Raw genomic sequence first — 25,304 nt, 5'->3', positions numbered from 1 at the left:
AGACGGGCGTTTCCAATGCCTGTGGGAGTGACGCCGCTTGCGACGGCATGCAGGCTGCGCCGGATGGGGCTGATGATACCGGATCCTGACGACCAAGCGACGCTGGATGTATCGGCGGCGATAGCCGTGCTGCAGTCCAGAATTGAAAAGGCCGGGCTTTCTCTGAAGGAAAGCGCGGATTTTGCGCTTTTCGAAAAGACCGTCCGGAGCACCGAAGACAAATACCTGATGGAAGATTTTTCACCGCGGTTTTTCGACCTGCACGGGACGACCGCGTTCTGGGTAGGGGCCGTCAACAGCCATGGTAACGTCGTGTCTGTGCAAGCTGCAAAGGTGGAAGACCTGAAAGACAGGAGCCTTGCCGAGCACTGGCATCAGCAGCAACGCAGGATCTTTGTCGACCCAAACCCTCAGGTTCGCTTTGGGACAGAGCACGCGCATGACGCCTATTTCATGCGCGGGCGTATCGTCTATCACGGCAATCTCTGGCTGAGACGGGACATCCGGGGGCAGGGCCTTGCCGAGCCCTTGACCCAGTTGGGGTTTCTGCTCTCACTATTGAAGTGGTCGCCGGATTATCTCTATGGCCTGATGGCTGCAAAAAGCGCAGAAAAAGGCTTCGGCATCCGGGTCGGTTACCGCAGGTTCGTGCCACGCGGCACCCATTGGGAGATTGCGCCTGGACATATCAGGCCGGACGACTGGCTGGTCTATGCCACCAGAAGCGATCTACACGGCCTTGTAAAACTTATCCTCAGGACGTCCGCTGAAGATCCTGAATGACACCCAGGTAGGCGCAGAAGCGAAGGTCGGATTGCAACGAAGGTCGCACGGCGACGATCAACCGCTCGAACGCAACTTCATAGAGTTCGCCATTGACCTGAATTTTCGTGTGGGCGTAGCCGTAATAAGGCGTGCCTTCCAAAGCCTTGCGATAACCTTCCGCCGAAGCCTTCTCCAGGTCCGGATCAGGTGTGCGCAGACCGCAGGCGGGTGTCGCCGGGCTTGCCCAGTCTTCACCGAACAAGTGTCGCTGCCCACTTTCCTTGCCGACATAGAAGATCGGAGGGGGAGCGTTGCCGGGCATCTTGTCCGAGCAAAGGCTCAATTGAGGCAGGAACGGTTTCAGGCATTGCTGGATCTGAACCGCATCGGTCGACATGATGCTGTCGTAGAACGCGGCCACAGTCGGGTCGGCAAGCCCTTTTTCAATGGCCTGTGTGCCGAGTTCCGAAAAATGAGTATCAGGGCGTGTTAGCACGGTCCTCTCTCATGTTTTAATTTTGTTCCATCCGGTAAAAATCGACCAGCGACACCGCAAATCTTTCGCCGTTTGCCAATAATCATTTCTATCGGTCGAAGGCTTTCAACAACAGCGACATGACATTCAGGAATTCGTCGCGTTTTTCCGGTGACAGATCGGTGGGGTCGGATACCGAATAGTCCAGCGTCAGGATCATGTCCCACATTTCAGTGAGATTGGCGTCGTCGATCGCCGCTTTCAGTTCGACCGGCGCAATCTTTTCCGGCGCTCTGGTAACCGGCCGAACATGTTCCGGAACATAGCCTTCCAGTCTTTTCAGAAATTCGTAATGCATGTCAAAGCCTTATCGTTTTGATCTTTGGATCGGCCCTTTCAGGCTGTCCGGCCCTGCGATTCTGTATTTTTTGAACCTGCACTGCGTTCCGAAAATCGGCGTCTACCAGACAAGTTCACGTTAGGGTAGTTAATAGCATGAGTTGCGCCTCCATGTCATGTTACGTGAATGTCATAAATCGCCTCTCCACCAACACCGTTAATACATACTTGTGCCGTTAAATGAGTCGTCGCCGAACCGAAGATTGCGGGTTGCGGCCAATATCGGTGTTGACACCGGCGGCAAAGGCGGGAAAAAGCTGCTGTAAGGAATTGCATCTCACATATTCAGACTTGAGGGCACTGTCACATGGTTGCGCGTATCTACCGTCCGGCGAAAACCGCCATGCAGTCAGGCAAGGCGAAAACCCAGAGATGGGTGCTGGATTACGAGCCGGAGGTCGCCAAGTCCGTCGAACCTTTGATGGGCTACACGTCGTCTTCCGACATGAAGCAGCAAATCCGGCTTTATTTCGAGACTTCAGAAGAAGCTGTCGCATATGCGAAGCGCCATGGCATTCCGCATAGGGTTGAGAAAGCCCAGGAACGCAAAGTGCGCGGGTCTGCCTATGCGGACAATTTCAAATTCAGCCGGTCTGCGCCCTGGACCCACTGAACAAGAACGTTCGGCTCTTCTGACCTATTCGGCAAGAGATCGGATTGTCTGTTGAAAGCGCCGATTTCGAATCGACACGAGCCGGGTTTTTGACGCATTAGGGCAGTTGGAGGTGATCCCCGGATCGGGTTGCCTCCGGACGTTTGGACTCGATCCAAGTTTGCATGAACGTCTGGCAGGCCTCATAGATACTGCCTGATAGTCTCATCTGGGAACAGCTTGCGTTCCTGAGAAATTGGCTCCGTAGCTCAGCTGGATAGAGCACTCGCCTTCTAAGCGAATGGTCGCAGGTTCGAATCCTGCCGGAGTCGCCATCTCCCTGATTTTTTTGAATAAGTCCTGAGCTTCGATGCCTCTACCATGCGTGGAAAGGCTTCCTGCCGTGCAGATGTCCTAAACTGGACGTTCAAGTCAGGTACTTGGAAAAAGCCTGCAAAAAACAAAAACCGCCGGCCCCAGCAATATAGGAGCACGGCGGTGTTTCTAGACCGCGATTCGCCTGAAGGTCAGAGCGTCTCGGACTTTCCCGATTCCACCTTCTGGCCAACCATGAGCGGCGTGATCTTTGTTTTGAGGATCATGTCCACGTCCTCGGAACCATCTTCCAGGGACTGAAGGGCCATATCCAGGAAATAGGAACAGAACGTACGGCCGTCCTTGTCCGATTCTTTTTTCGTGTAGCGGATCATGCGCTTGATCGCCTCGATTGCAGGCTCCTGCTCGAGTTCAGTGCGGTCCGATTTGCTAACGGTCTTAGACATTTTACTACCCACCAGTATTTGATTTGCCGATTGCAGCGTCGCTGCTGTGACCATCCGTTTAAAGCATGCTGTTGCAGCGTGAAATGAGCGTGATAAGGTGCTGTTGTGTTTCAGGTTGCGTGATATTCGCGGTTGCGCGAAGGCGACGGCTGAAGCGTGCATTTCAAATACGGGGAATTGATGGCAATCGCGTCCTGCTTTGCATGCCTTGGGCGGCCTTTGCTCCTTGATAGCGACCAGGAACCTGTGGCGGTCAAGACCCGCAAGGCTCTGGCGATCATGGGCTATCTGAGCCGCATGAGCGGTATGGCGTCGCCCCGGGAAGCACTGGCGGATTTGCTTTGGAGCGGGACAGACCGCCACAAGGCAATGCAATCCTTGCGTCAGGCATTGCGCCAGTTGAAGAGCGCCGAAGAAACGGCCGGCATCGATGTAGTGCGCTCAGCGCCAGGTCACATTCAACTCGACCCATCGGCGTTTGCGTCTGATCTCATGGCCATGAATACGCTCCTGGAACGTGGGCAGGCAGCGGATTTCCGCAAGGCGGGGGAACTGTGGCGCGGCGAGTTCCTGACCGGCTACGACGATATCGATTCTGAATTTTCCGAGTGGCTGACGGTCGAGCGTGAACGGGTGCGCTCAGAACTCATCAGCGCCGCCTTCAAGCATCTGAACAGGATATCCACGGAAGACGGGGGTGTGCAGGCAGAGGCCGGGGCGCGTTTTGTCCTGAAGCTCGATCCTGCGTTTGAGGCGGCCCATCGCGTTCTTATTCGTCTCTACATGAATCTGGGTCAGCCCGAGCGCGCCGAACAGCAGCTCAGATCCTGCGAAAGGGAAATGCGGCTCCATCTGGATGCTGAGCCTGATGAGGAGACGCGGAAGCTGATGATCGTATCGGAGGTCGAAGCTTCTCCGGTGCCGGTTGGTAGAAGTGATGGTAATAGCGGCGGAAACCGAGGGTTCCTGCCAAATTACGATGACTTCGTTCCCTTGCCAGAAATTTCCATTGTCTCGTCATCCCTGTTGAAAAAAGGGCTGAACGACGCGATCCATCTGAGAGAGGAAATCGTTTCCGGCCTTTCTTCGTTTCGGTCGTTCGAGCTGTTCGAATCTGAGTATTTCGGCGAAGAAAACGTGCCACGTCCAACCTTGATGGAAGGTCACGAACTTGGCTGTTATCTGCTCAGGTTCCGGCATGACGAGCGATCGGGCAAAGTGGTTGTCCAGTTCGAGGACAGGGGCAACGGTCAGATTGTCTTTAACGAGATAATTGACCTGCAATACTGGGACGGTCTGGTGCCGGCTGCGAGCCAGATTGTGAGCCGCATCCATAACCACGCGACCAGCAGACTAAGAAACCCCGCGAAAACATCCGTTTTCGCCCGTTGGTGTCAGGCCGAAGCCCTGTTGTGGGATTTCACGCCGCAATCCGACGAAAAAGCGATGCGCTTGCTGGATGATCTGGAGCGCACAAATCGTTCGTTCTCGATGACGTATGCTGGCAAGGCGTCAATCATCATGAAGCAGGAATTGCATTTCCCGCTCATGGACAAGACGTTTTCCGGTGAAGAAAACAATCTTCTGAACCTTGCCGAAAAATCGATCAGGCTCGATCCCTGGCAGGCGGTCAATCAGCGCGTTTATGGTTGGGCACTTATTCTGTCCAATATGCCTGACGAGGCGCGAAGAGCATTCCAGAATGCCGGCCGTCTGAGCTCGGCTGATCCGGCCAACCTGATGTCCGTTGCCGAGGGCCTGGCTTTTTCCGGCGACATCAACGAAGCGCGCGTTACGGCCGAAAGAGCTTTTTCTCTCTTCGCGTTTGTGCCCCGCGTTTTCTACGAGTACCTGGCGAATATCTATTTTGCCGCGGAAGATTACGACAGCGCGATAAAACAGATAGAGCGGGGTGCCGGGGTTGGTATCAGTGGCTTGACCACTCGTGTGGCCGCTTTGGTCTGTGCCGGGCGAGAAGAAGAAGCCATGCAAACGCTTGAGCGCTTTGGTGAAAACCGTGCTGCCTTGCTGAAAAACTCTCCCGAGCTTGCGCAGGATCCCAAGAGCTGGAGAAAGAAGATCAATTTCTTCCAGAACGAGAAAGTGCGGAACGATTTCGACAAGGGCGCAGCCTTGGTGCAGCGGTTCCTGTTCGACGGTTCCGGGTCAATTTAGCGCGAACGTCGAAGACAGAGCTTTCAGATACTCCTCGTTGGCACTGTTCAGCTTTTCTTCGTTCAGACGAAAAGGAAGAGCTACGGCGTTCGGATTGTTTTTCTGATCGACGATCTTGAACCGCATGAGCGCCACCGTCTCCTTCGGCAGGCCAATATTGGAAATTGCGGCTACCGGGTCTCGCTCGAGCTCGCGTCGGAAGTTTTCGTCGATCGCTGCCCTGGCGATAAGTTTGCCAAGGTCTTTGACGTTGCTCTGGTAGTAGGGAAATCTGGCCATCGTTACCCCAATCGGAAAGAACGACGGCCTTCCTGCGTGAAGCAAGAAGGCCGGAGACGTATCGTGACGACCTTACCGGCTTACTCCGGGACGTCTTCGTAAAAGCAATTTCCGAGAGCTGCTTTACCGAGTTCTTCGAAATATTTCTCATCGCCAGCAGCAACACGCGCTGCATCGATTTTTGCCGGGATGATGAGGTGGACGAGGTCAGCAGTGTCGGCGAAGATTGCGGCATCGGAGTTGATGCCAACTTCAGCCAGGACTTCAGCCGGGTTGGTAACCAGCCGCTCACGAGCTGTGGCGTTCTGAATGATCGCGCCAAGTTTCGCGCCAATTTCCAGTTCAATCCGGGAAGTTGTGTCAGCGTGCATTATGAGCCTCCGATAGGTTGAGTTGCAATGTGTCCTGCCTGGTGGTGGGATGGTCACCTGGCTTTTTGAAATTAGGTCAAACTTTAGTAAATAGTTATGTATTGAGACTGTTTACTACTGATCGACTGCTTTCGAATTGAATGTAGAACGAGGGAATGAACTCGCTCAATGGCAGTTTTGTTAATCTACGTTGTGTGCAATTGCAGGGTGAGGCGAAGTAAATTGCCATATCAAAACATAAGCAGCCGTCGCGCTTCCTCACTGTTGGCGGCGGTGTCTCTTCTATGATCGTTGAAAGTGGAATTGCGGACGACGTGCTTGCGGACCTGTCGCGTTTGGGCCTGGTATCGGTGGAGCCGGGCGTTGAGGGAGATCGTGTGCGCTTGCTGGAGCCGGACCTTCGTCTTTTCCTGAAGCTGCTTTCGTCATTCTCCCCAAGACTGGTCCCGATGACGCGCCCCGGATGCCCGGTGCATTTCTGCACCGGTTTGCTCAAGTCGCCTGAAGCTGATGCAAAAGAAGTACCAGCTGTGGGGGCACCAATTCCTGCAGGGGGACAGGGGGATATCGCATCAATTGCAGCCATTAGTTGTATTGGAGAGCTTTCCGAAAGGCTAACCCTTTGTAGTATCGGGATTAGTGACAATAGGGTGTTCAATTACGACAAAAAACAACCTCAGGTAGATTTCGGTCGATTGGTTGGATTGAGTGAAGCCCAGGCAAGTGTCGCTCTGGGCAGGCTTCGTCTTGGACGGGATCTTTCACGCGTCAACTCTTCAGACTGGTCATCTCTTTCAGCCAGGCGTGTCCGGTTGCGAAATCTGCAGACTGATGAAGAGTCGCAGTGCCTTAGTTTGGGAATTTTGTTTAACGAAGCCGATGATGTTACCGGCTTACGTTTGCCCTTTGCTTCGAGCGTAGGATGCGCTGTCTGGCATGACCTTGAGGGAGCGCGCGTGCGCGCGCTTCTTGAGCTTGTAGAGCGTGATGCAGTTGCGCAGGCCTGGTACAACCGCCTGGGGATAACTTCTCTACCTGAAGGCTATGTGAGGGAAATGCTCCCTCCTGATCTGGTCCAATATCTCGATGACCAGCCGCGGGAATGGGAGCTCTTGCACGTCGACACGGACCTGCCGGTCCAGGTGGTGATTTGTGTCTCTCATGACGTTTACGGCCGGGGGTGTGCGTTTGGATCATCCGCCGGTTGGGACACCGCACAGGCCTGCACCAGTGCAATTCAGGAAATGTTGCAATCGGAAAACGCGCTGTCTCTTATGGACAAGTCCTATCCCGCCAGTCACGGCACAAAAGAAGCGCTGAGGTCGCTACCCAGGCAGCTGGCGTATGCCAGAGAGCGCGTGATTTTCGAAGATCTGCCTTTGCGGGGTGCGGTTGCCACGCGTCCTGAGGTTCTGGAGAAGACCTCAACTTTTGAAAGCCTGCTTCAGGGCTGTTTCGACCGCGAGATCAGCCTTTGGGAGTTTGATGCGACCCGCCAAGACCTTGCAATTCCCTGCATCAAGCTGTTGTCCCCCGAGCTTTGCAGTTGGGAGCCAAGGTTCGGCAAAAAAAGGTTGTTCGACGGGGTTGTAGAGCGTGGTTTGCGAGACATTCCCGCGTCCGAATCCGAATTTGCAGCCCGACCATTTCCCTTTTGAACGATTGACAGGCTGATGCGCCGGCCTTAATAAAATATGAGCCGTGCATTCATGTTTTGTTTGCGGGGCGTCCGGATGACAACTGGGTCATTCGATCTCTGGAAGAAGCCTTTTGGCGGAGCTTGGCTCCGCCCTTTTTCCAGGTGCCTTGTTATCGGGCGGTCGGTCGGCCGTCCGCATAAGGGCGGGACAGTGTCATCACCCAGAAATTGCGCCATTTGCCATTGTTGCGGTTGGTTCTGGCAATGCCTACCCGTGTCACGTAGGGGTTGAGAAGGTTCTTGTTGTGGCCTTCGGAGCCTTGCCAGCCACGGAAGGCTGCTGCCAGATCAGCATATCCCGCACCCAGGTTTTCCGCGCCTGCGTAATTTGCGTATCCTGCCTTGTCGAGCCGTTGTGACAGACCGAAGGCACTGTGAGCCCAGGTGTCCATACTGTCGCGCTCGGCGATATGGCGTGCCATCTTTTGGGAAACGACATCCAGTTCCGGGTCGTGGCGCAAAGCGGGCAGGCCTTTTTGCTGCCGGTAGGCGTTTATCATCGACAGCATCTGCGCCTTGTCGACCGGCTGGTCCGTCAGCACTGTCTTGTCTTCAAGGTCGCTTTTTCCCGGCAAGGCGCCGCAGGCGCTGAGGGAGGCCGCGAAAAGGCCAAGCAGCAACAGCGCCAGGAGGCGTTTGGGCAGGGCGATTACGGACATCAGGTTTCATCTCCCGGCCAGACGACGCCTTCATCGGCGAAGAAATGGTACGGGCCAGGATACGCTTCCACGTAGGCCATATGTGACACCACTCCGGTTTTCGGCGAATGATAGTGGAGAAAATAGGCTGCGGGTTCGAAGTTGAACATGGCAGGGCCGTCTTCCGTCAGGTCGAGGACGACCTGGTGACCGGTGCTGGGAGCAAGCGTCATCACCTTTCCGGCAAAGCTCGCGATGATCGGACGGTGAAGATGACCGCACAGGAAGCGCGCAACATGCCGGTGTGGCGAAACAACTTCTGCAAGCGCATCGGCATCCACAAGTCCGATGTCGTCCATGTGTCGGATCCCGGAAAGTGCAGGCGGGTGGTGTAGGGCGATCAGCGTTGTCTTGGCGCTTTCGCGCAGCCGGCTGTCGAGCCAGTCAAGCTGTGCCTGACCGAGCCGACCACGCGGATCACCCGGAATATGGGTATCCAGCGCAATCAGGCGGATGTCGCCGATGTCCGCCGTATAGCAGATCTTGTCTTCAAGGCTGCCTGAAAGACCTGGAAAGCTGCCGAGCTCGCGGCGCATGACTTCTGTGCCGTCGTGGTTCCCGGGCACAAGATAGACAGGCATGTCGACGCGCGAGAGGATGGAGCGGGCGAGTGCGTATTCCCTTGGATCGTTTCTGTCGGTTATATCGCCGGTTATAACGAGAGCATCAGGTTTCGGGGTGAGACTCTGCAGCGACTTGATCGCGCGCTCGGCAAGCATATTGGTGTCCGAAACGCGATAGCAGGGCAAACCTCGCGGACGCAAATGCAGGTCCGTCATATGAGCAATCAATGTCATGGAAAACCTTGTGACTCGTCAGGTGGATCATCTGCCCGGACGATAACCGTGCGTTCGAAGAGGGCAAGCACTAGTTTCCCTTTTTGAAAAGCTCATGTAGGAGAAGCGTTCAGAAACGGGCGGGCAGGGGCGACCGCCCAGACGCAGGACACCGGGCGCAGGACACCGGACGCAGGAACTGGACAAAAAAGTTGATGTCGGACACGCGCGACGATCAGAAGCCCGAGGCGGCAGGCAAGGCAGCCGGGAATTCCGAACGCAAGGACAACGTGGACAGCCCGTCGGCTGCCCCGGTTCGGAAGCCGGTCTGGTTGCATATCTTCGGCCACGACATCACTGCACCGTTCCTTCTGTTGCTCCTGTCGCTTGCCTTGTTCGTACCAGGTCAATGGACGGTACCTCCGCTGGACAGGGACGAACCGCGTTTTACCCAGGCAACCAAGCAGATGCTGGAAACGGACGATTACATCGACATTCGTTTTCAAGATCAGGCACGACACAAAAAACCGGTCGGGATCTATTGGCTTCAGGCAGCTGCCGTAAAGCTGACAGGGCAGGGGGCGGACGCGCCGCTTTGGGCTTATCGACTGCCTTCCGTCATAGCCTCGATAATCAGCGTTCTGGCAACCTTCTGGCTTGCACGGGCATTCATGGGGCCTGCCGGTGCGCTGTTGGCGGCAGGTTTCGTGGCGCTGGCGATCATTGTCGGCGTCGAGGCGCGACTGGCAAAAACTGATGCCGCGCTGTTTGCAATGATCATAATAGCGCAAGGTGCCCTGGCACGGGTCTGGTTGAAGGATCCGGACAAGCGACTATGGGGTCTCGGGTTCCTGTTCTGGACTGCACTTGCGGGCAGTGTGCTCATCAAGGGGCCGGTTGGACCCATGGTGATTGGCCTTACGGTTGTTGGCCTCATGGTAATGAAACGGAAAGCTGCATGGTTCAAGGGAACGGCGCCAATCGCGGGTCTGCTGTGGTTCGTGCTGCTCGTCTCGCCATGGTTCGTGGCAATCTGGATCGCGACGGACGGAACGTTCTTCACCGAAGCCATCGGCAAGGATCTCCTTGGCAAGGTCGGGCAGGGGCAGGAAGGTCATGGTGCCCCCCCGCTTACCCATCTCGGGGCGATGTTCGGCATATTCTGGCCTTTGCCTGCATTCTTCGTGATTGCTTTGCCGCTCATCTGGCATGAACGAAAAAGTCCACTGGTGACGTTTGCCGTCGCCTGGTTCGTCCCAAGCTGGATCGTGTTTGAACTGGTTGCAACGAAGCTTCCGCATTACACGATGCCGCTGCTGCCTGCGCTCGCGCTACCTGTTGCTGCTGCGCTGATGGAGGGGGCTGGCGCCACGACGAGAACGTGGCTGCGTTGGGTAGCGGCAGTGTTGCTGGCGGTGCCTGCGTTGGGGTTGGCCGTCGCCGCGTTTGCCGGTCCTTTTGCCCTGGGTGTCTGGCCGTCACCTCCCGGAGCCGTTCTGCTTGCAGTGGGAGCTGTTTTTGCGATTGCAGCAGCATCCCGGGTTCTGCGAGGACCGGCACTCTATGCTTTCCCCGCCATCTGTCTGACAGCGATCTGCGTCAGCATCGGGTTTTGGGGCTTTGTCGGCCCAGCTCTTACGCCGATCTGGGTCAGTCCGCGCCTTGTCGCGGCCATGGACGAAATCCCCGGTTGCGCAGACAAGTCGAACCGTCTGGTCGTGACCACCGGTTTTCACGAACCCAGTTTCATATTCCTGGAAGGCACGACGACAAAGATCGTTTCGGCGCAGGATGCCGCCGCCTTTCTTGCTGCCGATGAAGCCGCGAATCCAGCTACCTGCCGTATCGCGGCAATAGAAAGCCGGGAAGAAGCCGCGTTTTTGGCCGCCGCAAAGGAGATTGGTCTTGTGCCGGAGGCTGTAAAAAGGGTAGACGGCCTCAATATCAACGGCGGGGACGATGTCGATATCGGGCTTTATGAGAAGTCCGTGCCGACGACGGTTTCAGAAGACGGCAATGAGCAACAGCAGTAAATTTGTCTGGCATGTTCTGGCGCGCATGCGCGGGAATTCTCGGCGGGCTGCAATACTGTTTTCCGGTCGCAGGGAACGTGCGCGCCACAACAGGGATCCGCTTCCACCCGGGCAGCGGCCGCAGGATATCCTTGCAGTCCTCTTGTTGACGGTTGGCATTGCAGTCGTTGCGTTCGATGTTCCGACCTACCCGTGGCTGCGCTCCCTCCCGGGCGAATACCGGGCCGCCTTCCGAACCTTTACCGATATCGGCAAGGCCGACTGGATCCTCGTTTCTACCGGTCTATGCTGCCTGTTTCTGCTGGCGCTGGATGCCGGGCGCTACGCATTCCGCCTGCGCATGGCAATCGGCGCAGTGTTCACTTATGCGGCCTTCATCTTTTATTCAGTCGCCGCGACGGGGCTTCTGGCCATTGCATTCAAGTGGTCGCTCGGCCGGGCGCGTCCCAAGCTTTACGAGGAGGTTGGTCCGGTCCGCTTCGACTTTCTGGCCTTCGACGGCACCTTCACCAGTTTCCCCTCTGGTCATTCGACCACTGTCGCTGCACTTGCAACTGCGCTGGCCTTTATTTTCCCGGCCTACCGGTGGCTGATCATTGTTGCGGGCTTCTGGCTTGCGTTCAGCCGCGTCATGGTCGGGGCGCATTACCCCAGCGACGTCATCGCAGGCACGCTATTGGGGATGACGTTCACCTTTTTCACGGTTCGTGCCATGGCCCGGCGGCGGATCGGCTTTCACCTGTCTTCCTCCGGAAAGATTGTACCCAACATGAATGTCCTGTCTGCCAAGGCCTGTGTGCGGGCTGTCTGGCAGGTTCTGCGCGGCCAGCGTGGCGCCGACCGTGTGGAAGCCGAGGCCCCTGCGGCAGACACGACAGAACGGACAAGCGCATGACACAAAGCTATCTGGAAGCTGTTGCGGCCAGCAAGGGCGCGCTCGCCGTCACGGTCGTGGTTCCCGCGAAGGACGAAGCGGAAAACCTGCCCATCCTGCTGGATGAAATCGAGGCAGCATTGCAGGGCAGGCGTTTCGAGGTCATCGTCATCGACGATGGCTCGTCCGACGGCACGGATATCGTGTTGCAGGATTACGCGGCAACCCATGACTGGCTGCGGCCGGTCAGGCACGAGAAGTCTTGTGGCCAGAGCTGCGCGGTGCGCACTGGTCTTTTGAATGCGAGGGGCGACGTCGTCGCGACCATAGACGGCGATGGCGAAAACAACCCCGCCTATATTCCGGCGCTTTTGGACGCTCTCGACGCTGCCGGCCCGGCAGTTGCTCTTGCCGCCGGGCAAAGGCTTGGCCGCAAGGCCAGCCTGGCCAAGCGCTATGCGTCGAAGTTTGCAAACAAGCTGCGCGGCGCGATCCTGCGGGATAACACTCGTGACAGCGGTTGCGGCCTGAAGGCCCTGCGCCGGGAAGTGTTCCTGCAACTGCCGTACTTCGACAGCTGGCACCGGTTCTTGCCCGCACTCGTGATCCGCGAGGGTTACGGTGTCACCCATATCGACGTGCAGGACCGGCAGCGGCGCCATGGAACGTCTAAATACGGGATCTTTGACAGGGCGCTGGTCGGTGTGCTGGATCTGTTCGGAGTGTGGTGGCTGCGCCGCCGCCGTAAAAAAATTCCGGATGTCCGGCCGCTGACCTGATTAATGCCCCAATCCGGGTGGAGAAGCCCGCCGACCTTTCAAAAACACTGACTGGACCTGAGACATGAGTGCTCTATACGAATGGATCCATGCGGTTTTCATCGCGCAATTGGACTTCTGGATCATTCTGGGTTTCTTCGCCCAGGCCATGTTCATGATGCGCTTCGTCATTCAATGGATCGCATCCGAGCGCGTCGGCCGCTCAATCGTGCCGGTCGCTTTCTGGTTCTTTTCCGTTGCGGGTGGGTCGCTGCTGCTGATCTATGCCATTCAACGACAGGATCCGGTCTTCATCGCCGGTCAGGGACTGGGTCTGCTAATCTATTTCCGGAACCTGTGGCTGATCTTCAAGGAAAAGCGGAACGACCCTACGATCTGAGCCGTTCCGCCCTTCGCTCGACAGTCTGTCAGCCGAATGCCTTCGTCAGTGCCTGATCCAGATCGGCAATCAGATCTTCCGGGTCTTCCAGGCCGATGTGGAGGCGAACCGACTGGCGATCCAGGTTTACCGGGGTTGCCGTGCGGCCGCCCTTGAGGCGAACCGGAATGGCAAGGCTTTCAAAACCACCCCACGAATACCCGAGACCATAAAGCGTGAGCGCATCCAGGAAGGCGTAGGCCTGTTCCTGTGTCGTGCTTTCACTGAAGTCGAAGGCGCACAGGCCCGAGGCTCCCGAAAAATCTCGTTTCCAGAGAGCATGACCAGGATCCGATTCAAGGCCTGGATAGCGGATGCGATCGATGTTGGGCTGGTCCTTCAGCCAGCCAAGCACGGCTAGCGTGTTGCGCTGATGCCGTTCAAGGCGCACGGACAGAGTTCTGAGGCCCCGCAGGCCGAGGTAGATGTCATCCGGCGCGACGTGGCACCCCATGGCACCGCAGAACGCATCCAGTTTTTCCCAGGCGCGTTCGCTGGCAGCGACCGTACCGAGCATGGCGTCGGAGTGTCCGACAAGATATTTGGTGCCCGCCTGGATCGACAGATCGACCCCCATGGACAGTGGCTGGCAGTAAATCGGGCTCGCCCAGGTATTGTCCATCAGAACGGTTGCGCCGATGGCACGGGCCTCGGCGGCAATCGCCGGAACATCCTGCATCTCGAATGTGAGGGAGCCGGGTGCTTCGGTGAACACGGCTGTCGTGTTTTCCTGAAACAGTGTCTTGATGTCGGCGCCGATCTTCGGATCGTAGAAGGTCACGGAAACCCCGATGCCTGGCAGAACAGTGTCGGCAAAATGGCGGGTCGGTCCGTAAGCCGTATCGACAATCAGGATGTGGTCACCGGATTTCACGCAGGACAGGATGGCCAATGCAATGGCATTCAAACCCGAATTCGCGATCTTGACCCCGGCTGCCCCTTCGATCTCCTTCATGGCACCTTCAAGGGAGTCCGTGGTCGGGTTGCCCCTGCGGGCGTAGGAATAGGTCTGGGCACCCGTCACCATGGTTTTGGTGTCGGGGTAGAGAACAGTCGAAGCATGCACGACAGGCGGATTGACGAAACCGTGAAATGCAAGCGGGTCGCGCCCTGCATGCGCCAGTTTGGTATCCTGCCTCAACGGCGGCTTGGAATTGGTGGAAGACATGAAGGCTCTTGGGTGTGTGTTTTGCGAGAGGCGGCGCGACATTGAGCTGCCGAGCGCCGAGCGCTCACTTTAGTCATTCGCGTCATGGTCGCAACCGCCATTTCATGTGTTGTGTGCGGGTCTTTGTGTGGAGAATTTTTCGATTAGCGTTAACCTTCACAAGGTCTCCGCTAAATGCATTGAACCCTTTTTAGGCATTGAATGAATTCGATTTAGACATGTTCGCTGTTTGTGCATCCAACCTGATGGCAAATGGCGGATAGCTCGAGAAATTTGACGAGATATCTGCAGCAAGTACTTGACCCGAACAGCTAAATGCCATCGTATGGAACCGTTGGGTGGGACGAAAGATATCTGGAGGAAGCAGCCGTCAAGGCTGGCATCCGTCCGGTTACAAGAGACGGAGAAGATGTCTTTCGAACAAACCCGGCATAATAAAAGTATGGGTAACAAATAAAGGCTGCATATCCATGTCCAATAAATTCCTTCCGCTCGTAATCGGCGCTGCTATGGGAGTCGCCGCGACGACGGCTGCTGGTGCAACGACGCTGGAAGACGTCAAGGCAAAGGGCTTCATTCAGTGTGGCGTGAGTCAGGGTCTGCCGGGTTTCTCGAACCCGGATGCTCAGGGGAACTGGACCGGTATCGACGTTGACTACTGCCGCGCTATGGCTGCAGCAGTGTTCGGCGATGCGTCCGCTGTGAAATACACTCCGCTGTCCGCTAAAGAGCGTTTCACCGCGCTTCAGTCCGGCGAAGTTGATGTTCTGTCCCGCAACACCACTTGGACCATGTCCCGCGACACTCAGCTGGGTCTTAACTTTGCTGGTGTGAACTACTATGACGGTCAGGGCTTCATGGTTCGTAAGGACCTGGGCGTGACTTCCGCACTGGAACTGTCCGGCGCTTCGGTCTGCACCAACACCGGTACGACCACTGAGCTTAACGTTGCCGACTACTTCCGCGCCAACAACATGCCGTACGAAATCGTCGCCTTCGAAAAGGCCGACGAAGTTGTGGCTGCATACGACGCCGGTCGTTGCGACGTTTACACCACTGACGCATCCGGCCTGTACGCACAGCGCCTGAAGCTGACCAACCCGGGCGACCACATGGTCCTGCCGGAAATCATCTCCAAGGAGCCTCTGGGTCCGGTTGTCCGTCAGGGCGACGATGAGTGGTTCAACATTGCTAAGTGGACGCTGAACGCGATGCTCAACGCAGAAGAGCTCGGCGTGACCTCTGAAAACGTTGACGAGATGAAGTCTTCCGACAACCCGTCCATTAAGCGTCTTCTGGGCGTTGAGGGCGCATTTGGCGAAGCTATCGGCCTGCCGAACGACTGGGCCTATGCGATCGTCAAAAACGTCGGTAACTACGAAGAGTCCTTCAACGCCAACGTTGGTCCGGACACTCCGCTCGGCATCTCCCGTGGCGTAAACGCTCTGTGGAACGACGGCGGCTTCATGTACGCACCGCCGGTCCGCTAATCCTCTTCTTTGATTGAGGATTGAAGGGGTTCCGGCGGTTGTTCTGCCGGAACCCTCAATAAATTCCACGCAATAAAAACCGGACAACATACCCGGCAACCGCGTGGGGGAACAGACTGCTTCCGTCGATAGGGGAGTGCCGACAAAGTGCGGCCAGGGAAGCAGGTCAGACACGATTGAGGAGAGGCTGCGTGCCGGGCTCTTTCGTGAAAACTTGGGCGAGGTTCTATGTCAGTAATGGAGCAGGACTCGGCGGGGGCGCCGGCGCGTGCTTCGCTGTTGAACGATCCCAAAGCGCGCGGCATCTTTTACCAGCTGCTGCTGGTCGTCGCGCTGGTGACTTTGGGATATGTCATCGTTTCGAACACGATAGCCAACCTGGAGAGGCAGAACATCGCCTCCGGTTGGAGCTTTCTAGAAAATACAGCCGGGTTTGGAACCAACCAGTCACTGGTTTCCTACTCTGAGACATCAAGTTACGGAAGAGCGATCTATGTCGGCTTCCTGAACACTCTGCTTGTGGCGGGCGTAGGTATCTTCTTCGCCACGATCTTTGGGTTCATCATCGGTGTCGCCCGCTTGTCGAACAACTGGGTCATCAGCCGTCTGGCGTATTGCTACGTCGAGCTGGTCCGTAATATACCGCTGCTGCTGCAGATCTTTTTCTGGTACTTCGCGGTTCTGCGATCGATCCCCGGCAAGCGTGAAAAATGGTCGTTGTTTGACACTTTCCACCTGAATATTGGCGGTCTTCGGCTTCCCAAACCCATCATGGGGACCGGATCGGAATGGATTGGCTATGCGTTCCTGATCGGGATAGCAGTAGCGTTCTTCGTGGCACGTTGGGCGCGCAAGCGTCAGGAGGCCACAGGGCAACCGTTCCCGTCGTTCCTGACGGGGGTCGGACTTATTATTGGCCTGCCTTTGCTGACGTACTTTGCAACCGGCATGCCGATCACTCTTGAACATCCGAACTTCGTCGAAACCGGGCCAATCCTGCGTCAGGGGTTCGAACTCAATGTCGGGATCAATATTATTCCTGAATTCCTGGCTCTTACCGCAGCCCTGGCAATCTATACCGCGTCGTTCATCGCTGAGATCGTACGTGCCGGTATTCAGGCAGTGAGCCATGGTCAGACCGAAGCAGCGCATGCTCTTGGTCTGAGGAACGGACCGACGTTGAGACTGGTGGTCATTCCCCAGGCGATGCGCGTGATCATTCCGCCGCTGACGAGTCAGTACCTGAACCTTACCAAGAATTCTTCACTGGCAGTTGCCATTGCCTATCCGGACCTCGTCTCGATGGGTGGAACGGTGCTCAACCAGACCGGCCAGGCGATTGAAATCATCGGTATCTGGATGGTTGTCTATCTGTCGCTCAGCCTCATCACATCGGCCTTCATGAACTGGTACAACCAGCGCATGGCGCTCGTGGAACGGTAAGGAGCGCAAAATGGCTAACACTGATATGTTCCAAATCAGAACCGAGGAGGCGCCGCGACTGCCGGCGCCGATCTCGACCACCGGCGTCATCGGCTGGATGCGTCAGAACCTGTTTTCGTCCATCGGCAACACCGTTCTGACTGTAATCGGCATTCTGATCGCCTACTCACTTATCGCGCCTTTGATCCAGTTCGCATTTATCGATGCTGTCTGGAGCGGCGACAATCGCGAAGCGTGTCTGCCGCAGGATGGCGGCCATAGCGGTGCCTGCTGGGCTTACGTGGAAGCATACTTCCCGCAGTTCATCTATGGCCGGTATCCGACCGAGGAAATCTGGCGGGTGAACATCGTCTATTTCCTGTTCGCGGTTTTGCTCGTGCCGCTGGCAATCCCCAGCGCGCCGTTCAAGAAAATCAACGCAATCCTGTTTCTGGTCGTCTTCCCGATCATCGCATACTTCCTGCTGACCGGCCTGGTCATCGGAGATGCGGTAATCCTGCCGATCGTTGAAACAGCGGTTTGGGGCGGTTTGCTTGTCACGCTTGTCATCGCGGTCACGGGTATTGTGGCCTCGCTACCGCTAGGTATCGCGCTGGCGCTTGGACGTCGATCAAGAATGCCGATCATCAAGCTTGTCTCGGTTATCTTCATCGAGTTCTGGCGCGGTGTTCCGCTGATCACGGTTCTGTTCATGTCGTCGGTGATGCTGCCGTTGTTCTTGCCGGAAGGCGTGACCTTCGACAAGCTGCTGCGCGTGCTGATCGGCGTGACCCTGTTCTCTGCTGCCTATATGGCAGAGGTGGTCCGCGGTGGCCTGCAGGCCATTCCGAAGGGGCAATATGAAGGCGCCATGGCGCTCGGGCTCCGGTTCTGGCCGATGATGTATCTCATCATTTTGCCGCAGGCTCTGAAGCTCGTGATCCCCGGGATCGTCAACACCTTCATCGGATTGTTCAAGGATACGACTCTGGTTCTGATCGTCGGCATGTTCGACCTTCTCGGCCAGATCCAGTCGTCCTTCACGGATCCGACATGGTCGACGCCCAGCACCGGTCACACGGGTTACCTGTTCGCTGCAGTGGTGTTCTGGACCTTCTGCTTCGGCATGTCGCGCTACTCCATCTTCATGGAGAAGAAGCTTCATACAGGACACAAACGCTAGCAAATCGCTTCCGGGGCGCGCGATGAACCGCAGCGCCCCGGCCACAGGACACTCTTGGAGTTAAAAACTATGTCTGAAAACGCTGTACGCGACGAGGAACTCGCAGCCGACCGTTCCAGAATGACCATCTCCGATACGGACGTGGCTATTGAAATCAAGAACATGAACAAGTGGTACGGGGATTTCCACGTTCTGCGCGACATCAACCTGAAGGTCATGCGCGGCGAACGTATCGTTATCTGCGGACCGTCAGGTTCCGGCAAATCCACGATGATCCGTTGTATCAACCGTCTGGAAGAACATCAGGCTGGACAGATCCTTGTTGATGGCATCGAGTTGACGGACGATCTGAAAAAGATCGACGAAATTCGCCGCGAAGTCGGCATGTGCTTCCAGCACTTCAACCTGTTCCCGCATCTGACGATCCTGGAGAACTGCACTCTGGCTCCGATCTGGGTTCGCAAGATGCCCAAGAAGGAAGCCGAAGACATTGCGATGCACTATCTCGAGCGCGTCAAGATCCCCGAGCAGGCCAACAAATATCCAGGGCAGCTGTCCGGTGGCCAGCAGCAGCGCGTTGCTATTGCACGGTCTTTGTGCATGAACCCGAAAATCATGCTGTTCGATGAGCCGACCTCGGCGCTCGATCCGGAAATGATCAAGGAAGTTCTGGATGTGATGGTCGGACTTGCCGAAGAAGGCATGACCATGCTGTGCGTCACTCACGAAATGGGCTTTGCCCGCAAGGTTGCAAACCGCGTTATCTTCATGGATGCGGGGCAGATCGTGGAGCAGAACGAGCCGGAAGAGTTCTTCACCAATCCGCAGCATGAACGTACCAAGCTTTTCCTGAGCCAGATCCTGCACCACTGATCGGCTAAAGACTGCGGATGATGAAACTGCTGCGCAGGTTCCTGATTGGAATTTGCCTTGTTGTCTTCACTGCTGTTGTAGCACTGGGCCTCGGAGCACTCGTTCCGAGGCCTTTGTTCGATTCCAACCCGGTTATGGAAGTTGCGCAAAGTTCAGCAGATAAACGGCGTATTCTGATACTCAACAATCCCATCCATACTGATATCGCCCTCCCAGCCGATCCGGACGTGCTGGAGGCGTTCGGATTCGTATCGGATGGCGGGCTGGAGCTGGATTATCCGGGTGTTTTCTGGATTGCTTTCGGCTGGGGTGGGCGGTCGTTCTATATCGAAACACCAACGTGGGGTGATTTGAAACCGGGTCCGGTAATTGACGCGTTGACCTGGGATGCTTCGGTCATGCATGTCCGTCGTACCGGCGATATTCCGCTTGAACAGGAAAGCGTCCGCGTAGTTGAACTGAGCCAGCTGGAATTTGATGAGCTGGTCAATGATATCAGGACCAGTTTCCAGTCAGATGGCACAGCGCCTCCGACGGCAATTCCCGGCGTGGCGTACGACGCACACGACATTTTCTTTCCGGCAGTTGGCGGCTTCAACGCGATGATGGGCTGCAACACCTGGACGGCCGACATGTTGAGGCGGGCAGGGGTAAAGACCGGCATGTGGACGCCGCTGCCCCTGACGCTTGATTGGTCGCTGGATCTACATAACGGGCGCTGAAGCAGGGTCCGGTACAAGCCGGTCAACAGCAGCCTCTGCCAGTTCCACCAGGATATCGCGAGATTCCCCAGCCCGGGCGCGAACCGAAAGACCGTGCAGCATCAAAGACAAATGCTGGGCGGCGAACTGGACGCTTGCTTCCGGAACCGAGTCTTTCATCTCCGCGTAAATCAGACCGGCGAACCCTCGATCCATTCGCTCAACGACATGCGCCAGCATTGATCTGAAGTCAGGATCATCAGCAGCTTCAGTCGTCAGTGTGGAGATGGCCAGGCAACCATAGGCCGCATCACCAAATGTCGACCTGCCGCAATAAAGATCGATAGCAGCTGTCATGATGGCCTTGAGCCGGGGTTTCAGCCCTGTTTTTGTCTGTCCTGCCGCCTTCAGGTGGGCCTGCATCTGGTCCGCGAACCGTGAAATCACCTTCAGATACATGTCTTTCTTGCTGCCGAATGCGGCGTAGAGGCTGGGTCTGTTCAGGCCTGTTGCTTCTGCTATCTGGTCGAGAGTGGTAGCGGCATAGCCGTGCTGCCAGAACACCAGCATGATGCGGTCGAGCGTGATGTCTTCGTCGAATTTGCGCGGACGGCCGCGTTTGTTTTCGGCTTTCATTTTATACCAATTCGCACATAAATATCGACATGTCTATTTTTATGCGATACGGTACATAAAAATGGAGCAATCAATGGAGACGTTTTGGGAGATGCCGGAAAACACTGCAGACATGGGAACGGTAGCTTGGGGACGAAGGTCTGGTCAGTTCAGCAATGGGCGACTGACAAGAACTGAAAAGCTTAAGGTGCTTACAAATCTTGGCCGTATGGGGATGCTTGAAGCGCTGGATGCTTTCAGAGGAAAACTGGGCCTGATCAACACCTTCGGCGCAGACCTTGAAGGACTGCAGCCACCGGAGACCGCATTGGTCCGGGATGCGTTGGACTTTGCCGACGAAGTCCAGAATTTGGACCTGATGCGGCACAGTTGGCGCACCTATTACTTTGGTCTCTTGTTAGGTGGCTATCGTAAGCTCACTGTCGACAAGGAAATCCTCTTCTGTGCAGCCATATTGCATGACGTAGGCCTGGCGTCAGGCCGGACCAGCGAGCCGCGGGATTGCTGTTTCGTGGTCCATGGCGCGGAACGCTGCCAACACCACCTTGTCGGCCAGGGACATGACCGGGCAAAGGTACATCGGATTGCCGATGCCATCGGACTGCACCTTAACGGGTATGTGTCTGCCAGAAGGTACGGCGCAGAAGCACATCTTATTTCGCGCGGAGCAATGTGTGACGTATTCGGAATGGGGCAGCGCAGGATTGCGCAGAACGTTCGCAAGGACATTTTCGCTCGATACCCGAAAGGGAAATTGAACGATGCTCTGGAAATCTGGCCTGGCCATCATCTTGCCGGAACACGTGCCGACTTTCTGATCAGTCTGGAGCCTTCACGCAAGAAACCGGAGGGGATGAAGGCAAGACCCCAGCCGGGTGAGTGATCCTTGTTTTGGACAACCGGAATACGACCAAAGTATCTCTGCCTGCGTTTTCAGGTTGTGTTTATCGCTCTCATCCGGAAGAATCGAGTGTCGCGTTTTTATTGCCTAAAAAACGGCCAAAAATCAGGGGATTGGTAATTATTCCTATTCCGTTTTCGTTGTGGCTCAACGCGCCATTGTCACTATGTCGTACGTAAAAATACAATTTATGGTTTATTTAGAATTGTCGGGTCACGTAGGGTCAGTTTTTATCAAGGTGACCTGCCATGAGCGATCAGGAATACGACTTCCAAGCCCGTTTGAAATTCGCCCAGATTGACCACTCGACAATCGAAAATCTCAGAAAGCTCTGGCCGGTTATCGAGCCGGTGTTGGACGATGTACTGGCGGGGTTCTACGTTCACATCAACACCCAGCCAAATCTGGCTGCACTCGTCGGCTCGCATCAGCCCCGACTTGTTTCAGCACAAAAGGGCCATTGGAAGAAACTGTTCACGTCAGGCTTCGACCAGAGCTACCAGCAGAGCATCAACCAGATCGGTCATGTGCATTGCCGCATCGGGCTGGAGCCGCGTTGGTACATTGCCGGATATCTTTATGTCCTGCGCCATCTGCATGCTCATCTGACCCGTAAATACAGACGGTCTTTTCAAAACCTTGCCGTCTTGTTGAACGATGTCACGGCGGCCGTCTTCCTTGACATGGACCTTGCCATATCAACCTACGAAGAAGAACTTCTTCTGGAGCGTGCAGCGCAGACGGAACGGTTGAACAAGGCCATCGAAAAGTTCCAGAACAGCGTCAAGCAACCGCTGGCCGATGTGGAGGCCGGTGCTCGCAGCGTTGCGGGTGAAGCCGAGCATTTGACGAGTGTATCGCAGACCGCGAGAAGCCAGGTTGAGAACGCCGGTCATGTTTCAAAAGACTCCAGCGTCAGCGTCCAGACCGTAGCCTCTGCAACGGAAGAGCTCTCCAGTTCCATCCAGGAAATTTCGAAGCAGATCTCCGGTGCATCCCGTATTGCCAGCCAGGCGGCAGGCGGCACAGAACAATCAAGTCTTCAGGTGGCCAGCCTGGCAGGTGCAGCCCAGAAAATTGGGGATGTGATCGGTCTCATTCAGGCGATTGCCGAACAAACCAATTTGCTGGCTCTGAACGCTACGATCGAGGCTGCCCGTGCCGGCGATGCCGGCAAGGGATTTGCGGTGGTCGCAAGCGAAGTGAAAACCCTAGCAGAACAGACTGCAAAGGCCACCGAGGAAATAAGCCAGCAAGTAACCGAAATCCAGAGTTCGACGGACAATGCCGTGGCCTCCATCCAGTCGATTTCCGAAGTGGTCAAGCAACTTGACGAAATGACGTCGTCGATAGCAGCTGCGATTGAAGAGCAGGGTGCTGCAACGCAGGAAATTTCCCACAGCATCCAGACGGTCGCTTCGGGAACGCAGACCCTTGATGAGAACATTGGCGGTGTCGAACAGGCAATCACCGCAACCGATCAGGCGGCCGACAGTCTGTTGGCTGCATCCAGCAGAATGTCTTCAAGCACCAGTTCGATCTCGGATGAGATCCGGGATTTCTTTGAAACCTTACAGACTGGGACCTGATCAAGGCGCTATCTGATCTCTCAAGCTGGGCCGGTGACGACGTCCGTGTCGTCCCGGCTTCCCCATTCCGCCCAGGAACCATCGTAAAGCGCAAGATCCCGAGCACCGAGCACGGTAAGGCCAAGCGTCAGGATTGCCGCTGTGACACCGGAACCGCAAGAGGTCGTGACGGGCTTGTCGAGATCCACTCCAGCATCCTGAAAAGCCTTTGCCAGGTCTTCCTTCTGCAAGAATGTGCCGTCTTCCGCGATGAGCTGGGTGAAGGGCAGGTTGAGCGCGGTCGGCATGTGACCCGACTTCAGTCCGGCACGCGGCTCTGGCGCTTCTCCGGCAAATCGTTCGGCAGACCTTGCATCCAGTATTTGCCGTGAACCATTTGCAATGGTGGAGCGGATCTGGTCGAGGTCGGCAACGGCACCATGGTTCAGACGGGACGAGAAGTGGCTTTGAACTCTGCGGGGCGTATCGTCGTCAAAAGCACGGCCTTCTGCCCGCCACTTCGGAAAACCACCATCCAGAACATAAACTCGTTCGGCGCCCATGCTGCGAAGCGTCCACCAGACGCGTGGCGCGGAATAGAAACCAAAATCATCGTAGACCACCAGTGTCTGACCGTCGCCTATCCCCATCTTCCGCATGGTTGACGAAAACACATGTGGAGCTGGCAGCATGTGAGGCAGATCGCTGGTCTTGTCACAGACCTCGTTGACGTCAAAGAAGACGGCACCCGGAATGTGCGCGTTCGGATAGACAGGCGGAGCATCTGGATGCGTGACCGGCGGCATCCAGGCATTGATGACAATCAGATCAGGCGAGGAGAGATGATCGTCCAGCCATTGGGTCGATACGAGGGGATGGTCGGTCATTACGGCTCCTTAGGTCTCCAGCAAGCCTTTGGACTTGTGCCAGTCTTCGATGGAGAGGTCCGGATAGTTCTGGAAATGAACGTGTCCGGGACCGCTCGGCACATCGATCCAGTCAGGCTTGAACGCCAGCATGATATGGACAATCTCTGGCGGTGTTGGCAAGGGGCTATCGACCGCTCCTGCATGTGGATGCACCAGTTCAGGCCAACGCGGATCCCAAAGCCACAAGTGAGATCCACAAGCCTTGCAGAAATGACGTTCCGCAGGACTGGTCTTTCCATCAATGACAGCGTTGTAGACCGACTTCGTCTCCGCGCCCGATACCTCAAGGCTGCCGGCGTCTCCCATCAGATTGACTGCATAACCGCCGCTGCCACCTGTCTTACGGCAGATGGAACAGTAACAGCGCATGTAGGGGTATGGGGTTCTGCTTTCCACTTCGAAGGAAACAGCTCCACACCGGCAGCCACCTGACAGTTTCATTTCAACTTCCTCCGTTTGCTTGTCAGTCGGTCAGGCGGATCCGGACGCGCCTGTTCTGCTTGCCCTTCTTTTCGATCTTGCCGAGTTCAAGCAGGCCGATTTCAGAGGTTCTCGTTACATGGGTACCGCCGCAAGGCTGCAAGTCCACATCATCGCCGATCCTGACCAGTCTTACCCTGCCAGACCCACGGGGCGGCTTGACGGACATGGTCTTGACCAGACCCGGGTTGGCATCGAGTTCTTCGTCTGTGATCCATTGGGTGGTTACTTCGTGATCACCAGAAGCCAGCGCATTGAGCTTCTCCAGAAGCGCTTCCCGGTCGATTGTTTCTTCCCCCATATCGAAATCAAGCCGTCCTTCGGGATCCCCGATTTGACCACCTGTAACGGGAAAGGGCACGGCCACGGACAATAGATGCAAGGCCGTGTGCATGCGCATCAACCGGTACCGTCTTGCCCAGTCCAAATGGGCGGTCACTTTTGTGCCGGCGGCAGGCAGGTTTTGTCCTTCTGAAGGAACATGGACGATGGTTTTCTTGTCGTCATCATAGACCGTGCTGGCAATGTCGATCTTCGTGCCGTCTTCCAGCTCCAATGTGCCGCTGTCGCCCGGTTGACCGCCACCGGTCGCGTAAAAAACCGTTCTATCAAGCACGATGCCGCCACGCTCGTTGATGCCGGTCACTTCGGCTTCACATGTTCTGAGATAGGCATCGTCGCGAAATAAAGGCGTGGTCATCCGGAACTCCCTGAAACGAATAGCGTCGAATTGACCAACGAACAGCATGCGGTGCAAGGCCCTATTTGCCGGAAACCGGGGTCATGAAAAACAAACGCCCGCAATCCGGCCGGACCGCGGGCGATAACAATGATGTGG

The 25,304-nt window shown here is 56.1% G+C and carries 27 protein-coding genes and 1 tRNA gene; 16 read left to right on the top strand and 12 right to left on the bottom strand.

The window, feature by feature from the left end:
* Positions 1–72 precede the first annotated feature (72 nt).
* A complete protein-coding gene (locus ACP90_RS15660; protein ID WP_055656487.1) occupies positions 73–783 on the top strand; it encodes a hypothetical protein in 711 nt (236 codons plus the stop codon).
* Here the strand turns inward: ACP90_RS15660 and ACP90_RS15655 are convergent.
* On the bottom strand, positions 755–1,261 hold the full coding sequence (locus ACP90_RS15655; protein ID WP_062488865.1) for a hypothetical protein: 507 nt from the start codon (positions 1,259–1,261) through the stop codon (positions 755–757). The two genes, ACP90_RS15660 and ACP90_RS15655, sit on opposite strands and share 29 nt — an antisense overlap.
* Before the next feature lie 88 nt (positions 1,262–1,349).
* Positions 1,350–1,598: a hypothetical protein gene (locus ACP90_RS15650; protein WP_055654038.1), complete on the bottom strand. Its 249-nt coding sequence runs from the start codon at positions 1,596–1,598 to the stop codon at positions 1,350–1,352.
* Positions 1,599–1,946: 348 nt separating this feature from the next.
* Between ACP90_RS15650 and ACP90_RS15645 the strand changes: the two genes are divergently transcribed.
* Positions 1,947–2,252, top strand: a complete 306-nt coding sequence (locus ACP90_RS15645) for an ETC complex I subunit (RefSeq protein ID WP_062488864.1) — start codon at positions 1,947–1,949, stop codon at positions 2,250–2,252.
* Between the two features lie 237 nt (positions 2,253–2,489).
* Positions 2,490–2,566 (top strand) — tRNA-Arg (locus ACP90_RS15640).
* Between the two features lie 192 nt (positions 2,567–2,758).
* Here ACP90_RS15640 and ACP90_RS15635 read toward each other — a convergent pair.
* Positions 2,759–3,013: a hypothetical protein gene (locus tag ACP90_RS15635; RefSeq protein WP_022998829.1), complete on the bottom strand. Its 255-nt coding sequence runs from the start codon at positions 3,011–3,013 to the stop codon at positions 2,759–2,761.
* 180 nt (positions 3,014–3,193) lie between these two features.
* Here ACP90_RS15635 and ACP90_RS15630 point away from each other — a divergent pair, with 180 nt between their 5' ends.
* A complete protein-coding gene (locus ACP90_RS15630; protein ID WP_022998828.1) occupies positions 3,194–5,188 on the top strand; it encodes a BTAD domain-containing putative transcriptional regulator in 1,995 nt (664 codons plus the stop codon).
* Here the strand turns inward: ACP90_RS15630 and ACP90_RS15625 are convergent.
* Both ACP90_RS15625 and ACP90_RS15620 read right to left on the bottom strand, forming a co-directional pair.
* The gene (locus tag ACP90_RS15625; protein WP_062488863.1) at positions 5,180–5,467 is read right to left on the bottom strand and encodes a hypothetical protein; all 288 of its coding nucleotides are present in this window, start codon (positions 5,465–5,467) and stop codon (positions 5,180–5,182) included. The genes ACP90_RS15630 and ACP90_RS15625 overlap by 9 nt on opposite strands.
* A gap of 80 nt (positions 5,468–5,547) precedes the next feature.
* Positions 5,548–5,838: a hypothetical protein gene (locus tag ACP90_RS15620; RefSeq protein ID WP_062488862.1), complete on the bottom strand. Its 291-nt coding sequence runs from the start codon at positions 5,836–5,838 to the stop codon at positions 5,548–5,550.
* A gap of 284 nt (positions 5,839–6,122) precedes the next feature.
* Between ACP90_RS15620 and ACP90_RS15615 the strand changes: the two genes are divergently transcribed.
* Positions 6,123–7,496 carry a YcaO-like family protein gene (locus ACP90_RS15615; protein WP_062488861.1) on the top strand — a complete coding sequence of 458 codons (1,374 nt, stop codon included), beginning with the start codon at positions 6,123–6,125 and terminating at the stop codon, positions 7,494–7,496.
* 151 nt (positions 7,497–7,647) lie between these two features.
* Here the strand turns inward: ACP90_RS15615 and ACP90_RS15610 are convergent, their stop codons facing one another.
* Positions 7,648–8,196 (bottom strand): CAP domain-containing protein, encoded by a 549-nt coding sequence (locus ACP90_RS15610; RefSeq protein WP_062488860.1) that lies wholly within the window; start codon positions 8,194–8,196, stop codon positions 7,648–7,650.
* Positions 8,196–9,032, bottom strand: coding sequence for a phosphodiesterase (locus tag ACP90_RS15605; RefSeq protein ID WP_062488859.1), 837 nt, complete (start codon positions 9,030–9,032; stop codon positions 8,196–8,198). Before ACP90_RS15605 ends, ACP90_RS15610 begins: the two co-directional genes overlap by 1 nt.
* 194 nt (positions 9,033–9,226) lie before the next feature.
* Between ACP90_RS15605 and ACP90_RS15600 the strand changes: the two genes are divergently transcribed.
* From ACP90_RS15600 to ACP90_RS15585, 4 genes are all read left to right on the top strand, one after another.
* Positions 9,227–11,044, top strand: coding sequence for a glycosyltransferase family 39 protein (locus ACP90_RS15600; RefSeq protein WP_062488858.1), 1,818 nt, complete (start codon positions 9,227–9,229; stop codon positions 11,042–11,044).
* Positions 11,028–11,939 carry a phosphatase PAP2 family protein gene (locus ACP90_RS15595; RefSeq protein ID WP_062488857.1) on the top strand — a complete coding sequence of 304 codons (912 nt, stop codon included), beginning with the start codon at positions 11,028–11,030 and terminating at the stop codon, positions 11,937–11,939. Before ACP90_RS15600 ends, ACP90_RS15595 begins: the two co-directional genes overlap by 17 nt.
* Positions 11,936–12,697: a glycosyltransferase family 2 protein gene (locus ACP90_RS15590; RefSeq protein WP_022998820.1), complete on the top strand. Its 762-nt coding sequence runs from the start codon at positions 11,936–11,938 to the stop codon at positions 12,695–12,697. Before ACP90_RS15595 ends, ACP90_RS15590 begins: the two co-directional genes overlap by 4 nt.
* Before the next feature lie 64 nt (positions 12,698–12,761).
* Positions 12,762–13,076: a lipid-A-disaccharide synthase N-terminal domain-containing protein gene (locus ACP90_RS15585; protein WP_022998819.1), complete on the top strand. Its 315-nt coding sequence runs from the start codon at positions 12,762–12,764 to the stop codon at positions 13,074–13,076.
* Positions 13,077–13,104: 28 nt separating this feature from the next.
* Here the strand turns inward: ACP90_RS15585 and metC are convergent, their stop codons facing one another.
* Positions 13,105–14,283 carry a cystathionine beta-lyase gene (gene metC / locus ACP90_RS15580; protein ID WP_055654061.1) on the bottom strand — a complete coding sequence of 393 codons (1,179 nt, stop codon included), beginning with the start codon at positions 14,281–14,283 and terminating at the stop codon, positions 13,105–13,107.
* A gap of 470 nt (positions 14,284–14,753) precedes the next feature.
* On the opposite strand from metC, the gene ACP90_RS15575 reads away from it, so the two are divergent.
* The 5 genes from ACP90_RS15575 (at position 14,754) to ACP90_RS15555 (ending at position 19,973) form a co-directional block, all read left to right on the top strand.
* On the top strand, positions 14,754–15,773 hold the full coding sequence (locus ACP90_RS15575; protein ID WP_062488856.1) for an amino acid ABC transporter substrate-binding protein: 1,020 nt from the start codon (positions 14,754–14,756) through the stop codon (positions 15,771–15,773).
* A gap of 228 nt (positions 15,774–16,001) precedes the next feature.
* Complete coding sequence (locus ACP90_RS15570; RefSeq protein WP_062488855.1) at positions 16,002–17,216, top strand: amino acid ABC transporter permease; 1,215 nt, start codon at positions 16,002–16,004, stop codon at positions 17,214–17,216.
* Between the two features lie 10 nt (positions 17,217–17,226).
* Positions 17,227–18,378 (top strand): amino acid ABC transporter permease, encoded by a 1,152-nt coding sequence (locus ACP90_RS15565; protein WP_031268584.1) that lies wholly within the window; start codon positions 17,227–17,229, stop codon positions 18,376–18,378.
* A 69-nt stretch (positions 18,379–18,447) separates the two neighbouring features.
* Positions 18,448–19,251, top strand: coding sequence for an amino acid ABC transporter ATP-binding protein (locus tag ACP90_RS15560; RefSeq protein ID WP_022998815.1), 804 nt, complete (start codon positions 18,448–18,450; stop codon positions 19,249–19,251).
* 17 nt (positions 19,252–19,268) lie between these two features.
* Positions 19,269–19,973 (top strand): TIGR02117 family protein, encoded by a 705-nt coding sequence (locus ACP90_RS15555; protein WP_082809752.1) that lies wholly within the window; start codon positions 19,269–19,271, stop codon positions 19,971–19,973.
* Here ACP90_RS15555 and ACP90_RS15550 read toward each other — a convergent pair.
* The gene (locus ACP90_RS15550; protein ID WP_062488854.1) at positions 19,956–20,588 is read right to left on the bottom strand and encodes a TetR/AcrR family transcriptional regulator; all 633 of its coding nucleotides are present in this window, start codon (positions 20,586–20,588) and stop codon (positions 19,956–19,958) included. The genes ACP90_RS15555 and ACP90_RS15550 overlap by 18 nt on opposite strands.
* On the opposite strand from ACP90_RS15550, the gene ACP90_RS15545 reads away from it, so the two are divergent.
* Both ACP90_RS15545 and ACP90_RS15540 read left to right on the top strand, forming a co-directional pair.
* Positions 20,572–21,471, top strand: a complete 900-nt coding sequence (locus ACP90_RS15545; protein ID WP_208993330.1) for an HD domain-containing protein — start codon at positions 20,572–20,574, stop codon at positions 21,469–21,471. The two genes, ACP90_RS15550 and ACP90_RS15545, sit on opposite strands and share 17 nt — an antisense overlap.
* Positions 21,472–21,737: 266 nt before the next feature.
* Positions 21,738–23,078 carry a globin-coupled sensor protein gene (locus ACP90_RS15540; protein ID WP_062488853.1) on the top strand — a complete coding sequence of 447 codons (1,341 nt, stop codon included), beginning with the start codon at positions 21,738–21,740 and terminating at the stop codon, positions 23,076–23,078.
* A gap of 20 nt (positions 23,079–23,098) precedes the next feature.
* Here ACP90_RS15540 and sseA read toward each other — a convergent pair whose 3' ends face one another.
* From sseA to ACP90_RS15525, 3 genes are read right to left on the bottom strand one after another with little or no spacing between them, the layout of a single operon-like run.
* Positions 23,099–23,944 carry a 3-mercaptopyruvate sulfurtransferase gene (gene sseA / locus ACP90_RS15535; protein WP_062488852.1) on the bottom strand — a complete coding sequence of 282 codons (846 nt, stop codon included), beginning with the start codon at positions 23,942–23,944 and terminating at the stop codon, positions 23,099–23,101.
* A 9-nt stretch (positions 23,945–23,953) separates the two neighbouring features.
* On the bottom strand, positions 23,954–24,427 hold the full coding sequence (locus ACP90_RS15530; protein WP_031268580.1) for a GFA family protein: 474 nt from the start codon (positions 24,425–24,427) through the stop codon (positions 23,954–23,956).
* A 22-nt stretch (positions 24,428–24,449) separates the two neighbouring features.
* Positions 24,450–25,166, bottom strand: a complete 717-nt coding sequence (locus ACP90_RS15525; RefSeq protein ID WP_062491680.1) for an alanyl-tRNA editing protein — start codon at positions 25,164–25,166, stop codon at positions 24,450–24,452.
* Between the last annotated feature and the right edge of the window lie 138 nt (positions 25,167–25,304).

The sequence above is a fragment of the Labrenzia sp. CP4 genome, assembly GCF_001579905.1.
Classification (GTDB): Bacteria; Pseudomonadota; Alphaproteobacteria; order Rhizobiales; family Stappiaceae; genus Roseibium; species Roseibium algicola.
Note: the sequence above shows the minus strand (reverse complement) of the source record. Positions and strands in the feature narration are given on the sequence as shown.